The 15,520-nt window shown below is 54.9% G+C and carries 11 protein-coding genes; 8 read left to right on the top strand and 3 right to left on the bottom strand.

What is annotated here, in order from left to right; genetic code table 11:
- Positions 1-330: 330 nt before the first annotated feature.
- The 4 genes from HMPREF2971_RS07375 (at position 331) to HMPREF2971_RS07360 (ending at position 7,533) form a co-directional block, all read left to right on the top strand.
- Positions 331-3,120 (top strand): Z1 domain-containing protein, encoded by a 2,790-nt coding sequence (locus HMPREF2971_RS07375; RefSeq protein ID WP_070692178.1) that lies wholly within the window; start codon positions 331-333, stop codon positions 3,118-3,120.
- Between the two features lie 152 nt (positions 3,121-3,272).
- Positions 3,273-5,213, top strand: a complete 1,941-nt coding sequence (locus tag HMPREF2971_RS07370; RefSeq protein ID WP_141755865.1) for a hypothetical protein — start codon at positions 3,273-3,275, stop codon at positions 5,211-5,213.
- 5 nt (positions 5,214-5,218) lie between these two features.
- Positions 5,219-6,142, top strand: coding sequence for a hypothetical protein (locus tag HMPREF2971_RS07365; protein WP_070692174.1), 924 nt, complete (start codon positions 5,219-5,221; stop codon positions 6,140-6,142).
- 2 nt (positions 6,143-6,144) lie between these two features.
- The gene (locus tag HMPREF2971_RS07360) at positions 6,145-7,533 is read left to right on the top strand and encodes a DUF6339 family protein (RefSeq protein ID WP_070692172.1); all 1,389 of its coding nucleotides are present in this window, start codon (positions 6,145-6,147) and stop codon (positions 7,531-7,533) included.
- A gap of 76 nt (positions 7,534-7,609) precedes the next feature.
- On the opposite strand, the gene HMPREF2971_RS07355 is transcribed toward HMPREF2971_RS07360, so the two are convergent.
- The 3 genes from HMPREF2971_RS07355 to HMPREF2971_RS07345 all read right to left on the bottom strand — a co-directional run bounded on the left by HMPREF2971_RS07355 (position 7,610) and on the right by HMPREF2971_RS07345 (position 10,443).
- Positions 7,610-8,101, bottom strand: coding sequence for an excalibur calcium-binding domain-containing protein (locus HMPREF2971_RS07355; protein ID WP_083314093.1), 492 nt, complete (start codon positions 8,099-8,101; stop codon positions 7,610-7,612).
- Between the two features lie 251 nt (positions 8,102-8,352).
- Positions 8,353-9,093: a DsbA family oxidoreductase gene (locus HMPREF2971_RS07350; protein WP_070692170.1), complete on the bottom strand. Its 741-nt coding sequence runs from the start codon at positions 9,091-9,093 to the stop codon at positions 8,353-8,355.
- Between the two features lie 219 nt (positions 9,094-9,312).
- Positions 9,313-10,443 carry a polysaccharide deacetylase family protein gene (locus tag HMPREF2971_RS07345; protein WP_070692168.1) on the bottom strand — a complete coding sequence of 377 codons (1,131 nt, stop codon included), beginning with the start codon at positions 10,441-10,443 and terminating at the stop codon, positions 9,313-9,315.
- A gap of 177 nt (positions 10,444-10,620) precedes the next feature.
- On the opposite strand from HMPREF2971_RS07345, the gene HMPREF2971_RS07340 reads away from it, so the two are divergent.
- From HMPREF2971_RS07340 to nrdE, 4 genes are all read left to right on the top strand, one after another.
- Positions 10,621-11,730, top strand: a complete 1,110-nt coding sequence (locus tag HMPREF2971_RS07340) for an App1 family protein (RefSeq protein WP_049350113.1) — start codon at positions 10,621-10,623, stop codon at positions 11,728-11,730.
- Positions 11,731-12,503: 773 nt separating this feature from the next.
- A complete protein-coding gene (gene nrdH / locus HMPREF2971_RS07335) occupies positions 12,504-12,728 on the top strand; it encodes a glutaredoxin-like protein NrdH (RefSeq protein WP_005505794.1) in 225 nt (74 codons plus the stop codon).
- A 74-nt stretch (positions 12,729-12,802) separates the two neighbouring features.
- The gene (nrdI, locus tag HMPREF2971_RS07330; RefSeq protein WP_044150387.1) at positions 12,803-13,330 is read left to right on the top strand and encodes a class Ib ribonucleoside-diphosphate reductase assembly flavoprotein NrdI; all 528 of its coding nucleotides are present in this window, start codon (positions 12,803-12,805) and stop codon (positions 13,328-13,330) included.
- Positions 13,303-15,483 (top strand): class 1b ribonucleoside-diphosphate reductase subunit alpha, encoded by a 2,181-nt coding sequence (gene nrdE, locus HMPREF2971_RS07325; RefSeq protein ID WP_070692166.1) that lies wholly within the window; start codon positions 13,303-13,305, stop codon positions 15,481-15,483. Before nrdI ends, nrdE begins: the two co-directional genes overlap by 28 nt.
- The last annotated feature ends 37 nt before the right edge of the window (positions 15,484-15,520 follow it).

Raw genomic sequence — 15,520 nt, 5'->3', positions numbered from 1 at the left:
TCTGTAGATTTTGGGTGATGTGTGCTTCTCAGTCATAAGGTTCTCCGCGGTTCATAGTGTTGTGTCATGTGCCGGTTGAATACACAGATTAACCGTCTATGTATTCAGAGTTAAACCCTCTAAGAATAGCAGCCCGGGAGCCCTGCTCGCACCCTTACCCCAAGTAGATTTTGTTGCCTGGAGCAAAACAACTTGGCTTTAGTAGTTTTATGGTGCATCGTGATGACGAAAAGCTGTGCTGACGTGTGAGAACGAGTGCTAAACTCACAGAGGAAGCTAACCATTGGCTCCCGTAAACACTCACATCTCTATTTTTCAACGAGGAGAAAAATGGCCGAGGAAATTTCCCAGCCGGAACAGCATATTTATGACACGGCTGCGCGGGAACTCATCTCGTACGAAGACGCTTGCCGCCAGGTAATTGACGGTATGGTTGCCGTGCCTATTCCTGAAGATGTAGTCGTTCCCATCTATGAGAAGGCACTTCGTAGCATTCAGGAGCGCGAAGCCGCGAACGCCAAGGGCGAGTTCGATGAGGCCGCTACGGCCAAGGAAGACTACCACCACTGGTACGATGCTGCGAAGCCCGATACTGCCGGATGGAGCCACCTGCGTAGGAAGCTTACCAAGAAGATTGGTGAGGACGGTACGTCCACTATTCACCAGGAATCCGGCAAAGTTGTCGGTCTTCTTGCCGACCCCGCGACGAAGAATCTGACCCACAAGGGCCTTGTCGTCGGCTACGTGCAGTCCGGTAAGACCGCGAACTTCTCGGCGGTTATCACCAAGGCAGTTGATGAGGGTTACCGATTCATTATTGTGTTGGCGGGTATGTTTAACAACCTGCGCCGCCAGACTCAGGAACGCCTAAATGCCGATGTCGTGGCCTCCCTACATGACGCCGATAAGAGCGTTTTCCCTCTGACTAATGCCGAGGATGATATCGCTCCGAACACTGACCTTCTGGCTATGGGGCTACGTAACAGGAGCAACGTTGTTTTTGCTGTGGTAAAGAAGAACCCCAGCCGCTTGAAGAATCTGCTGAAGCATATGGAATCTGCAAACCGAGAAGGTCTGCTGGATGACGTTCCCGTGCTTATCATAGATGATGAGTCGGATCAGGCGACTCCCAATACCGCGAAGGAAGATGAAGCGTACTCCGGTATTAACCGACTTCTCCGCCAGATTTGGGATCAGGTACAGCATGGCTCCTACGTGGCGTACACCGCGACTCCCTTCGCTAACGTTCTGATGGATCCGAATGACGAGGACCGCTACACCGAGTATCTAGAGCCGGTTAATCCTGAGGAATCCGAGGGGGAGACCATCGAGCGTTACCCGGGTCTGTACCCCTCCGACTTCATCTACGCTTTGGAACGCCCGAATGGCTACGTTGGTGCGTCCCGTATTTTTGGTACCCCGCTGTGGGCTACCGAGGACGAAGACGGCGTACTCAACGATGGCGTAGATGTCGATGCTGTCCGCGATATTGAGGAAGAGGAAGCAAAGATTCTGCGTCCTCCTACTCGTAAGGATGGTGGGGACTACATGCCTGAGATGGTTCCCAGTCTTGAAGCTGCAGTGCTGTGGTTTATGATTGCCACGGCTCTTCGTCGTCGTCGCACTCAGAAGAAGCAGCACAGCTCGATGCTGATTCACCTTTCGCACAGGGTTGAGACTCACTTCGAAGCGGTGAAGGTGATTGAGGACTACATCTCAGAGCTGAAGGAAAACTACGGCAGTCCTAAAATTAACGATGCGATGCAGCGTCTGTACGAACGCGAAGTTGCTCGTATGCAGGCTATCCGCCCTGAAGAGATTTACCCCGAATGGGATGAGCTGAAGCTTGCTGTGGGTCAGGTCGTCCGCGAGACTAAGTGCATTGTGGACAACGGTTCCTCGGATGAGCGCCTGGAATATGACGCAGATTCGCCGGCTACCTATGTCGTTATCGGCGGTAATACTCTCGCCCGTGGTCTGACCCTTGAAGGCTTGATTAGCTCGTACTACCTCAGGACGAGCAAGACCTACGATACTCTTCTGCAGATGGGTCGCTGGTTCGGTTTCCGCCCCGGCTATGATGACCTGATTCGTCTGTGGACGACCAGGGACCTTCAGGACTATTACCGTCACCTTGCCGGTGTCGAGGATGAGATCCGCGAAGAAATTCGTATCGTTGGTAGCACCCCCAAGACCGTTGGTGTGAAGATTCGTACTCACCCTGGTGTGCTAAAGGTTACCGCTGCCAATAAGATGCGTCATGCCAAGGCGCTTACCGTTGATTACAGCGGTAAGCTCCATCAGCTGACTCGCTTCGAAGAGAAGAACGCCGAAATCCTGAACCACAATATTCAGGTATTCGAGTCCCTTGTTGGCTCTATCTCGAGTACTCATGAGGTAGTGCAGGATAAGAACAACGGTAGCTACCTCTTCACTGGCGTGCCTGTGGATGTCGTGCTGTCCTACTTGAAGGACTTCAAGGCACACTCCTCGCATTACGAAGCTGGCTCGGACAAGCTGGTTGAGTGGATTGAGAAGTACGCCGACCAGGACTGGAACGTTGTCGTCTACTCCGGTACCCAGAAGGATATGCCGCAGCAGAACTTTGCTGGTCTGGACATTCGCATGGCAACTCGTAGTGCACACGTTAACTCTGAATCTGGCATCGTTGATTTGAGGGCTATCGCTGCGGGTGAGACTCCGGTTCTGGACTTCAAGATTCTCGCTAACACGGGAAATCAGGAGTACAAAGATCTGCTTGAGGGTCTGAAAGAAAAGGAAAAGAAGAACACTGGGAAATCTGAAAAGAAGCGTACGAGTCGAGCTGCACAGCTAAACCTTCGTTATGTTGAAGGTAACGTGCCGCTTCTGGTCATTTACGTGGTCAACCCCCACTCGAAGGCTAAGCCGGGCGCTCGCCGTCGTGACCTTGACGCTGTTGCACCGGTCGTCTTGCACGCTGTGGTTCTTCCCCAGGTTGCAGGTTCCGACTACAGCAACTTCATCTCGGTTGTTCCTGAGCAGGTTGAGGATCTGGCTCTTGATGAGGAAGAGCTGGATGAGAACAGCTCGATTCTGGCTGCAGTCGACAGCGATGATGAAGGCGACTACAAGGAGTAACCTCAGGTAGCTTCTTGAATACCCAAAAGTGGGTATAGGTTTCGGGGTGGCATTTCACCGGATAACGCCACCCCGAAGCTTTATGCCCCCCCACAACACACACCGTACGACTCAATAGCGCCCATACTTCTACAGGGCAAGGAGATAACATCGTGAGCCTTAACTGGTTCCCCCTTCCTAAAAATACTGGTTCGATATCTGCTCGAGGTGCCTCGCGTACCCTCGGTCGACCCAATCTGAGCCCGCTTGCTCTGGTGACCCGTGAGATGGCTCAGAACTCGTGGGATGCACGCCTCGAAGAACATATGCCGGAGTTTGGCTGCCTGGTTCGGCACGCCAATCAGGGTGTGCTGAATACCCTGAGGAATGAGGTATTTGCAGCTGGTTTTGAGATTCACAGCAAGTACACCGGTCTCGACCAGACTTTTAACCGCGGCGACGTCTACTTCTTGGAGTTCTGGGACCGCGGCACCGTCGGTCTTGATGGCCCGGACCGCCCAGACGAAGCCGTTGAGGAAGGGGAGAGCCAGAACTTTGTTAACCTCACGATGAACCTTGGTAGCGATAACAAGGGTCAAGGTAACGGTGGCTCATACGGCTTCGGTAAAACGGCTGCTTTTAATATGAGCGAGTCTCAATCTGTTATTTACTGGTCTGCCTTTAAGACCAAAACTGGCGAGATTGATTACCGACTTATTGCTGTCGCTCTCGGCAAAGAATATACGTATGGTGGTCGAAACTACACTGGTCGCCATTGGTGGGGATATGAGGGACCCACAGTTAAGGGAACAGGTAACATTCTCCCGCTGACGGGAGAGCCTGCTCGTCGGCTGGGTGAGGCTATTTTCTCTCGTCACTTTAACGATGGCGAAACTGGCACTTCAATTCTTATCGTTGATGCAAAGCCTGCAGAGCTTATGGAAGTATCAGACGATGAAGGTAAGATTCCGGATGACCCGGGTCGAATTATTGACCGTTCCCACGAAAAAATTCAAAATATCGTGATGTACCATCTTTGGCCCAAATTGGATGTTGAAGATGGAAATAGGTCTATGGATATCAGGATTAACAATAAGCCTGTCTTAATTCAGGAACTTAAAAATAATCCTGAATATAAGGGAATTGAGCAGCTGTGCTCAGCTCTTGTTGACGTGCGAAAAATGGCTGAGCTTAAAAGGATGAATTTTGATGCCGACTCATTTGACGGTGTTTTCTACTATAAGAGCTTTGTTTTTAAGCGAGCAAGGGATTCCTACAATATCGGATATCTAAGGATTGCTCGAGGTGCGTACGATATTAACGCTGAAAGGTCCATCTATCCGCAAAACACTGTGTGTTTGATGCGTAATGAGGCTGAATTGGTTGTCCAGTACCGAAAGGTGAATGATCTGGATGACTCGAAGGCCACCTGGTACGGTGTGTTCAAACCCGACCTTGAAACGGACGTTGCTTTCCGAGAGGCTGAGCCTCCGGCCCACGACGAATGGAATCCGAGCTCTCTCGAAAATGCTAAGCACAAGAATATTGTTGTTTATGCTGCTTCGAATATCACTAAGAGCCTGAAGAATCTTTTTGAATCGAAGGACACTAAGCGTGATAGCGGGTCCTTGGGTTCCTTGTCGAAGATTTCTCAGAAGCTTGCTCGGTTCAACCCGATTATGTCCACCGGAGGCGGTGTCATTACTGAGCTGCCGGATGAGGATGAAGGAAAGAATAAAAAGCGCCCTGGTGGCGTCGTTCGTCGTGCCTCGGTGTCAATTGAGTCGGCATCGATGACTGGCGTGCACCCGCAAAACCCTGATTACGTGCAATATTTCATTAGCTTCTCCTGCAGTAGCGCTTGGAAGGCTGGTCAACGCGTCGGCATCAAGGTATCTATTGCAACCGGTGATGAGAGGACTCTGGAGTACACGGACTCTCACGACCTTGAGCCTTCTTGGAGCGAAGGCTGGGGCCCCGATGCTAACGACACCCAAAAGGCGGGCCACGTTTATGTGCAGTGGGACGGTCCTGAAGATTCCGAGGAGAACCAGGGATCTGTGGTCATCACGCTGCGTAAGGGTAAGACCTATATTTTTGAGGTGGAGGGCTAATAGCTATGGCAGGTAAGCGTGTAAAGGCGTATCCTCATCTCACCCTTTTCCCGCACGAAGTGGAATGGGGCGAATGGGATATTCGTACTCAGAACGGCGAAATTGTTGACCCGGAGAAGTTGCCCTCCAACTGGGATTACGATACTGATCTGGAGCTCTCCATCACCGTCAAAGTACGTCTTGAAGGAATCCTTCGAGTACTGGGCAATGAGGAGTCTCTGCCTCGACTGATTTGTGAGGTTCAGTGTCGACCGACCCACTGGAGCGTCATTGAAGAGAGCCGAGATATTCAGCTTGATTCGGAATCATTTGTCGCGGTTGTTAGCGCTAAGATTCCTGGACGTAAGGTTGCGGGAGAACTGAAACTTCGAGCCGCTCTAGTAGCGGGTGCCCTGAATATCGATGGATATAACACCGATGAAACCGCCTATATTGCCGTGCAAGAGGACAGCCTGTCTTTGAGCTCTAAGGGCGCTGGTATGCCGTTCTCGCAGCTTGATTTTTCTCGAGTGCGAGAGTGGGATAAAAATGCTCCCTGGGTTGTAAGGTGCAATGCTAGTAATCCGGAAGCGCTGTATTCACGGTGTGTGCGAGTATTTGTAAATACGAAACACCCGGTTTGCAAGGTTTTGGTGCGAGGGGAAGAAAAGGATTATGAAATTCTAGAACCCGCTATTTCTCGAGATTTCCTGGCAACTCTTGTGCGAGAAATTTATGTTGCTCATCTGAATGAGAATTCTTTGTATACGTCGCAGAAAGAACTCACTGAAGGAAATTGCGAAGAGTTCCAAATCGTCACGCAGAGGATTATTAAAGAAAATTTCTCAATGACGATTCCGGAACTTATTGACGCGCTGAAAAGGGATTGGAATTCCGTGCAGAGCAAGATTGACGGTATTACCGGGTACATGCAGAAGGGATGGAAGTAGGTATGGTTCAGCAGAATGTGGAACCTGCGCAGCAGGACGTTAGCCCTGAGTCTACTCAGGCGCCTGCAGAGCAGGAAGAGCAGTATCTTTACTACCGCCTGGAAGAATTTCTAGCGGGTATAGAGTTGCAGGAATGGAAAAACTCTGGGGTTCCGCTACGCAATGTAGATTGTGGAGAAATCGACACGAATCTAGAAATCCTCAACATTGGCGGTAACGAGATTCCGATGCCGACTCTGAAGAATCTCCGCAGAATTGTAGATAAAGAGCTCGATAGCCTTAAGGCCTTTTCCGATGATCGGGATAAGTGGAAGTACGAGTACTCTCACCGTATCGGTAAAGCTCTGCACAAGAACCTGCATATGATTCGTGGTGAAGCTGAATCTATTGAGGTGTGGCAGTTTATTGGTCTGAGGGTTCTTCCTGCGGCTGCTTTTGCACGTTTTGCACCTTCGAAAGAAGTCCGACATATCGGTAACTTGCGCCGCCACGTGCTACGCCGAACCTGGCTGACCTATGACCTCCTGGGCGAGGTCATGGACGAGGGAGGCTACCTCACGGAAGATGACCTGAACCAGATTCTTGACCGAACCTCTATCTCGACGAATCGTGATTTGGCGTTGGCTCTCGCTCGAACCCTAAACTCTGTGGGTGCCCCCAGCGAATATGGTTTGGAGAGGGGAGTCTCTGCCCGTGATATCAAACGTAAAATTGCTGAAGAGCTCACGGTACGTATGGGCGTTGAGATGGTGCAGCACAAGTCGTATGAGGATATGTGCGCACTCCTTGAGATCATCAAGAACGAGGTTATCGAGGCCTTCAAGCTGCAGGAGGGTATTGCCGAAGAACAGGATGAAGATACCTGGGATTCTGATTCCGAAGCTGTAGAAGACTACGAGTCAGAAGATGTAGAAATCGAAGAATCGGAAGTCGTAGAGATTGAAGAGCTGGAAGACTCAGAAGACTTCGATACCGAGGCTGACGAGTATGACGAAAGCCACTACGAGGATTTCTCCGACGAGGAGTCTGAAGAGGAGGAAGAGTTTGCAGATCTCGATGTTGCTAAGGCTATCGAAGCTGAGGAGTCTGAGGCTGAGGAGTCTGCGGAACCTCAACCATTCTTCGTGCCGGTTAACGAATTCCGCGAATCAAACCTCTTCAGCTCAACGCAGTACGGGTACTACGTTGACGAGGAACCCGAGGAGCGTCCGTCACGTCTTCGAACTCCGCAGAGCAAGCTCAAGGCCAAGCTGGAACAAGCAAGCTCTGAGGTAACTGCGGATGAAGAGGCTCATGAGCAGGCTTCTGAAGCTAAGACTCACAGGAGCAAGCTCACGCCTCCCAAATCTAAGATGGGACAATTCTGGGACAACATGCCCTGGAAGCGCTAAAAACTAAGAAGCCCCCTTGCCCCGGTTCAACCAAGAACCGGCACAAGGGGGCTTCGCTATATCTGGGGGTAGAAGCTTAGTGCTTCTTCTTCGGCTCGCACGCCACGCCGTCACCATCAGAATCAAGACCGGGGCGGTAACCCGGCTCGCCACGATGCAACGGCGCCGCACCAGCTGCACGTACCGCATCACAATTCTTGTAATAAACACTCGACTGCGCCGGAGCCTGCTGCACCGGCTGCGCGGGAGCTTGCTGAGCGGGAGCCGCAGAAACCGGAGCCGCCGGCGCCTCCGCGGAAGGTGCCTCAGCCGCCGGTACCTGCACGGGAGCCTCAGTCGTCGGAACCGGAGACGGGGTTACCGTCGGGGTAGGAGACTCCGAAGGAGTCGCAGACGCACTCGGCGTCGGAGAAGAACTAGGAGTAGCTGAAACCGAAGGGCTAGCAGAAACAGACGTCGACGATGACGCAGAAGGCCCAGGCTTCGGAGCGCGAACAGACGAAGAGCAGCCAGTCAGCAGCAGAGCACCCGCAAGAACACCAGCGGTCGCGGTGTGAATTTTCAACACAATATTCCTTTATAAAGTGAGTGGACAAGTGTGTTCACCGTAGAACACACACTCAAGTGTAAATGAAAACGGCCCCATTCGCAGGCAATATTGAGCCACCCAAACATTTCTGACAAGGGAAGATGTAACGTGTGGGCATAGTAAAGCCCCCTTGTACTAGAAATAGTACGAGGAGGCTTCGCTATATCTGGGGCTGCATTAGCCGGGGCGCTAGGGGAGTAGCACCCCCGCCGCGCACTTCTCAGCGGCTACTAGGAGCAGTTGCCATTCACATCGCAGGACGGACCCGCCTCCGCAGCATTGTTACCTGCTGCGTCACCAGCCGCGCCCGCCAGCGGGTTCAGGAACTCAACCTGATGAGTCTGCTCCCACACCTGACGCAGCGCCTGCACCAGCGCCTCCGCAGGCTGCGCACCACTGACCGCCCACTTCGACTCAATCAAGAAGAACGGCACACCATTAATGCCCAGCTGGTGTGCCAACTGCTCATCAGCGCGCACATCCGCCGCGTAACGGTCGCTCTTCAGAACAGCCTCAACCTCGGCGGTGTCCAGGCCAATCTCAGAGGCGATATCCAGAATCGACTCGTGATCCTGCACCGAACGGCCCTGCGTGAAGTACGCCTTCTTAAACGCCTCCTGCGCCGCCGCCGCCAAACCCTGCTCCGCCGCATAATGAATCACACGGTGCGCATCAAACGTGTTACCGTAGCGTGCCTGCCGCCAATTGAAATCCAAACCCACCTCGCGGGCACGCTCCGCCAACGACTCCTGGCTCGCAATCGCCTGCTCCAGCGGCATCTGATACTTGCCAGCAATCATCTCAGGCAACGAACCTGCCGGATGCTCCGTAGCCGACGGGTCCAGCTCAAAACTATGCCACACCACCTCAACCTCGTCACGGTGCTCAAACTCGGCGAGCGCCAGCTCCAGGTTACGCTTGCCCACGTAGCAGAAGGGGCACACAATATCGGACCAAATATCAATACGCATGTTATCTATTCCTCTCATACTCGGATGCGGCAACTGCCGCCCTGTACGCTCACCTAACACCCCGGTTGCCGCGCTTATTCCCTAGCCTTTATTCCCGCGCGTTTATTCCCACCGGGTACGGCAAAGCCCCCTCGCGCCGGTTCGTACAGAATCTTCTGCACAGGAATATCCGTACAGGAACCGGGTCAAGGGGGCTTAGCACACGCGAAATACGCGACCCTATCGGCGGGCAGCCGCCGGTGCGGTCGTGGCAGTAGCCGCGGGAGCAGTCGTAGCCGCAGGTGCAGCGGTCGCACGAGCAGGCGGAGCCGTAGTGGGTGCCGCCGCAGGTGCAGTCGTAGCCTGCTGGGTAGCCGCTACCTCATCCTCATAGCGGGTAGTCGGCGCCTGAGTCGGAGCCTCAGTAGTCGGCTCCGGGGTAGGGGTAGGCGCCTCCGTAGTTGCCTCGGGGGAGGGGGTGTTCTCCTCCGGGGTGGGGGTCGGCGAAGGAGCCGCCGCCTTAATCTCTTCCTCGGATGCGTCACCGTAGTAGTCACGAACCGTCACTGCAGTCAGGCCGCGGTCATCGAGCAGGCCCTTCACCTTATCCAGAATCGGGATGATCGTCTCGTAGTTCAGGTGACCCAGCACGATCTGCTGCGGCAGCATGTAGCGGATACAACGCATGTAAATCACACGGGAGCTGGTCTTCGCCTCGTCGCCGGTAGTGCCGTTCCACATGACCGGGCGGGTAAAACCAATCTCACCGGCAGCCTTCAGCACCGCATCGTTATAGCGGCCGTAGGGCGGGCGGAAGTACGGCTTCGACGAGACACCGAACATGCTCATAATCTCGTCTTCGTTACGCTGCAGCTCTTCCTTCACACCCTCAGCATCCAGGGTGGTCAGGTCAGCGTGGTTGTACGTGTGGTTCGCAACCTGAATCTGGCCGCTCTGAACCAGCGGACGCAACAACGACACATGCTCCTTAAAACCGGTGTAAGAAGCGTTAATGAAGAAGGTCAGGCGAGTATTCGTACGCTTCGAGAACTCAGCGTAGCCGCGAATCGCCTCCGGGCTTGCGCCGTCATCAACAGTCCACGCAACATACTTGCCGTCACCAATGAGGGAGTTGCCGATGCCGGGCCATTCGCGCGGCTTATCAACCGGGTTGCCAGCAGCGGCAACCGTCGGCGAATTCGTGGGTGCGGGGCGAGTAGCAGTAGCAGAGGTCTCGCCGCCAGCCTGATACGGAGTGAAATTACCGCTGGTGCCGTCGTAGTCATTCGACTTCTTCGAGCAGGCAGCAATCAGCGGAAGCATAGCAGTGCCGAGCACAAAAAGTCGGCGGTTAGGCTGTGAGTGGGTCATACTCTCCAGGATAACGCCCCCACCTGCAAGGAACGAATCTGAACAGCGAATACACCCTAAATAATGTGCACATCACACCCCGCGCTCAGCACCACAGTATTAATAGGTATAAAAACTAGGTATAAGAACACAAAATCCTAAAGCCGCAAGCCGGTAACGCTCCGCTACACTAGTGGGATGGAGAATTTGGGCACTCACGAACTGCGCAACCTTGTGAACGATGCTGCCGACGAGGCTGTCAACATCGGCTACCGTGTTGCAGACCGGCTGCACAGGTGGCGCGAAAAGCGTGCCATCGCTGCCGGTCGCGAGCCTATCCTCGTGCCCACCGAAGGCTACGGCCGCGCCGCCTCCGACGGAACCCCCGGCTGGGTCCGCGTTATCGCCCGCGCCCTTTACAAGACGGTCAACCTCGAACGCCTCCTGCAGGTCGTCGACGGCACCCAAGACACCGCCAACCCCATGCGCGGCTGGCGCTCCTTCACCGCAACCGCAATGTCCGATGCGCCCGTCACCATCGTCATCGACGGCACCAAGCACGAGGCGTACACCGACCGCGGCGGCGTGCTCGACGTCAAACTCAGCATCGACCTGGAACCCGGCATACACGAAGTCATCATGTACGTGCCCGGTTCCCGCGCCGTAGCAACCAGCGTCTATATCGTTCCCGAAAGCCAGAAGCTCGGCGTCATCATGGACGTCGACGACACCGTCATGGTCACCATGCTGCCGCGCCCCATGGTTGCCGCCTGGAACTCCTTCATCCTCGACGAGCACGCACGTATCCCCACCCCCGGCATGGCGGTCATGACCGACCGTATCCGCCGCAGCCACCCGAATGCGCCGTTCATGTACCTGTCCACCGGCGCCTGGAACATCACCCCGACCCTGCGCCGTTTCCTCAGCCGCAACGGCTACCCGCGCGGCACGTTCCTGCTCACCGACTGGGGCCCCACCCCGGACCGCTGGTTCCGCTCCGGAACCAACCATAAGGTCGAGTCCCTGCGCCGCCTCGCCGAGGAATTCCCGCAAATGAAGTGGATCCTCGTCGGTGACGACGGGCAGCGCGACCCGTACATCTACAACGGCTTCGCGGTACGCTACCCGGACAACGTCGCGGCAATCGTCATCCGCAACCTGACGGTGGGGGAGACCATGCTCGCCTCCGGCCGAGTCTGGAGTGACTACCGTGCCGAACAGATGATGCGCTCGCCGCTGTGGATTGAAGCCACCGACGGCGTAACGCTGAGTAAGAAACTGCGTGAGCTGGGCCTGATCGATTTCTAGCCGGTTACTGCTCGCCGGTTGCTAAAATCTGTGCCTATAGCCTGTAAACCCACCGCAAATACCGCGAAATGCCGGTATATGCGGTGGGTTTTGGTGTTTCAGCGGAATTAACCAACTTAAACCCACGACACACCGGCTGCTGAAAAAGAGTTAAAAATCTTTTCTACAGCCTTAATCACATAGCTTAAAGCCGCTCGAAGGGGGTTAACCCCCGCCTTTAAGAAAGTCCGTTCTGCTTTAAAACCGCGCCGTTCCGCGCAAGAACGGGTGAGAGCGGAAATCTCTTTAAAATCAAGCCCGAATCTGCCGGGTTTTATGCCCCCAAACGCATACATGAGGTTAACTGAACCTCAACTCAGCGGGCGAATGAACCCTTAAAAATCCTGCCCAACTTAAACCCCACCTGTGGATAACCCGGCGCACCCCGCGAAAATCCAACGAACTAGCCTCGCGGTAGGGTGTGGATAAGCTGTAGGCACCCCCTCTTAAGTGGGTTCAGCTGTGGGTTTATCGAACGAAACACGACCCTTGCACCACATCATCTTGTGGTGAAGAAAAATCTCGACACTAGATGTAGTATTAATACTCGGTTCCACCACTACGGCACTTTTGACCGCCCTGCCCCAACGCAGGAAGCCGCCACACCCCATTAGGAGGGGCAGCGGACGGCACCGCGCCCGCCGTAAACAACACGTGGTGAACCACAAACGAAACACGCCAGATTCATTCACGAGATAACCCCGCCTGAGCGGGAGAAAGTAAGAGGCACTCCCATGGTAGTGACCGTGTACACCAAGCCCCAGTGCGTCCAGTGCAACATGACCTACCGCGCCCTCGACGCGAAGGGTATCAGCTACACCAAGGTTGATATCACCGAAGACGCTCAGGCCCTCGAAATGGTCAAGTCCCTCGGCTACATGCAGGCACCCGTCGTCATTGCAGGCGACGAGCACTGGTCCGGCTTCCAGCCCGACAAGATCAACGCTCTGGCAGCCTAACAACCCAGCCGAACCCGTACAAACGGAAAAATCGGCACGGAACTCACACCGGCACACGAGATAAGGAGTACACGTTGAGTACCGCCCTCACGCCCAACCCCGTCGACGAGCACGCAGAAATCCGCAAGATTCTTATGGATGCACGCAATGCTTCCGAGGGTCGAGCGACCGAGGTCCTGGACGACTCAGCGCCGCTCATCGTGTACTTCTCCTCCATCTCGGGTAACACCCACAAGTTCGTGGAGAAGATTCGTGCCCGCCGCCTCCGCCTGCCGCTACGCACCGGCGAAGACACCCTCATTCTTGATGAGCCGTTCGTGCTTATCGTCCCCACCTACGGCAAGCCTGAAGGCGCCGGTAACGTTCCCCCGCAGGTGGTTAAATTCCTGAACGTGGAGCAGAATCGCCACCACATGCTCGGTGTGATTGGCTCCGGCAACACCAACTTTGGTCCGCTCTTCGGTATCGCGGCAGACATTGTCGCCAAGAAGTGCGATGTGCCCGTGCTCTTCAAGTTTGAGCTCATGGGCACCGATTCAGATGTAGAAAAAGTCAACGAAGGATTGGAAGCATTTTGGACGCAAAACTGCCCTCAGCACTAGAAACTCTCGGTGCGAGCCACAACGGCAAGAGCGTACCCGAGAAGTTCAAGGGTATGAGCTACCACGAGCTGAACGCGCTGCTGAACCTCTACGATGAGAACGGCCAGATTCAGTTCGATGCAGACCGCCAGGCTGCACGTCAGTACTTCCTGCAGCACGTCAACAACAACACCGTCTTCTTCCACGACCTGGAAGAGAAGATCGAGTACCTGATCGAGAACCAGTACTACGAGCCGGAACTCTTCGACAAGTACAACTTCCAGTTCATTAAGAACCTGTTCAAGCGCGCCTACGCCGTGAAGTTCCGCTTCCCGACCTTCCTGGGTGCCTTCAAGTTCTACACCTCCTACGCGCTCAAGACCTTCGACGGTCAGCGCTACCTGGAGCGTTTTGAAGACCGCGTCTGCATGGTCGCACTGCTGCTGGCAGAAGGCAACGAGAAGCTCGCCGAAGACATCGTCGACGAGATCATCTCCGGCCGTTTCCAGCCGGCAACCCCCACCTTCCTCAACGCAGGTAAGAAGCAGCGCGGCGAGCTCGTCTCCTGCTTCCTGCTGCGCATGGAAGACAACATGGAGTCCATCGGCCGCTCCATCAACTCTGCACTGCAGCTCTCCAAGCGCGGCGGCGGCGTGGCATTTGCCCTGACCAACCTGCGCGAGTCCGGTGCGCCCATTAAGAAGATTGAGAACCAGTCCTCGGGCGTTATCCCCGTCATGAAGCTGCTGGAAGACGCCTTCTCCTACGCAAACCAGCTCGGCGCACGTCAGGGTGCCGGTGCCGTGTACCTGCACGCACACCACCCCGATATCTACGCCTTCCTGGACACCAAGCGTGAGAACGCTGACGAGAAGGTCCGCATCAAGACCCTCTCCCTGGGTGTTGTCATCCCCGACATCACCTTTGAGCTGGCGAAGAAGAACGAGGACATGTACCTCTTCTCCCCGTACGATGTGGAACGCATCTACGGCGTGCCCTTCTCCGACATCAACGTCTCCGAGAAGTACTACGAGATGGTCGACGATGCACGCATCACCAAGACCAAGATCAACGCACGCGAGTTCTTCCAGACCATTGCAGAGATTCAGTTCGAGTCCGGCTACCCGTACGTGATGTTCGAAGACACCGTCAACCGCGCGAACCCCATCGCCGGTAAGGTCATCATGTCCAACCTGTGCTCCGAGATTCTGCAGGTTTCTGAGCCGTCCACCTACCACGCTGACCTCGGCTACGAGACCGTCGGTAAGGACATCTCCTGCAACCTCGGTTCGCTGAACATTGCACTGACCATGGACGGCGAAGACTTCGGCAAGACCGTGGAAACCGCGATTCGTTCGCTGACCTCCGTCTCCGACCAGTCTGACATCCGCTCCGTACCCTCCATCGAGCGCGGCAACGGCATGAGCCACGCCGTGGGTCTGGGCCAGATGAACCTGCACGGCTACCTGGCACGCGAGCACGTCTACTACGGTTCTGAAGAAGCACTGGACTTCACCAACATGTACTTCTACACCGTTGCCTACCACGCAATCCGCGCCTCCATGCAGATTGCTAAGGAACGCGGCCAGCGTTTCGAGGGCTTCGAGAACTCGAAGTACGCATCCGGTGAGTTCTTCGCAAAGTACATTGAGAAGGAATGGGCACCGCAGACCGAGCGTACCCGCGAACTGTTCGCTAAGCACCACATCCCAACCCGTGAAGAGTGGATTCAGCTGGCTGCTGACGTGGCACAGTACGGCATGTACAACCAGAACCTGCAGGCTGTTCCGCCGACCGGCTCCATCTCCTACATCAACGGTTCGACCTCTTCGATTCACCCGATCGCTTCGAAGATTGAGATCCGCAAGGAAGGCAAGCTCGGCCGCGTCTACTACCCGGCACCGTACATGACCAACGAGAACCTGGAGTACTACCAGGACTCCTACGAAATTGGTTACGAGAAGATTATCGACACCTACGCTGTGGCAACCCAGCACGTGGACCAGGGTCTGTCGCTGACCCTCTTCTTCCGCGATACCGCAACCACCCGCGATATCAACCGCGCCCAGATTTACGCATGGCGTAAGGGCATCAAGACCATCTACTACATCCGTCTGCGTCAGATGGCTCTTGAGGGTACCGAGGTTGAAGGCTGCGTATCCTGCATGCTCTAGCCCGAATGCTGTGACGCATTCAGCCTGAGCTGGCACA

Source organism: Rothia sp. HMSC066G07 (assembly GCF_001814485.1).
GTDB lineage: Bacteria > Actinomycetota > Actinomycetes > Actinomycetales > Micrococcaceae > Rothia.
The sequence above is the reverse complement of the archived record's forward strand: the minus strand, read 5'-3'. Positions and strand labels throughout refer to the sequence as shown.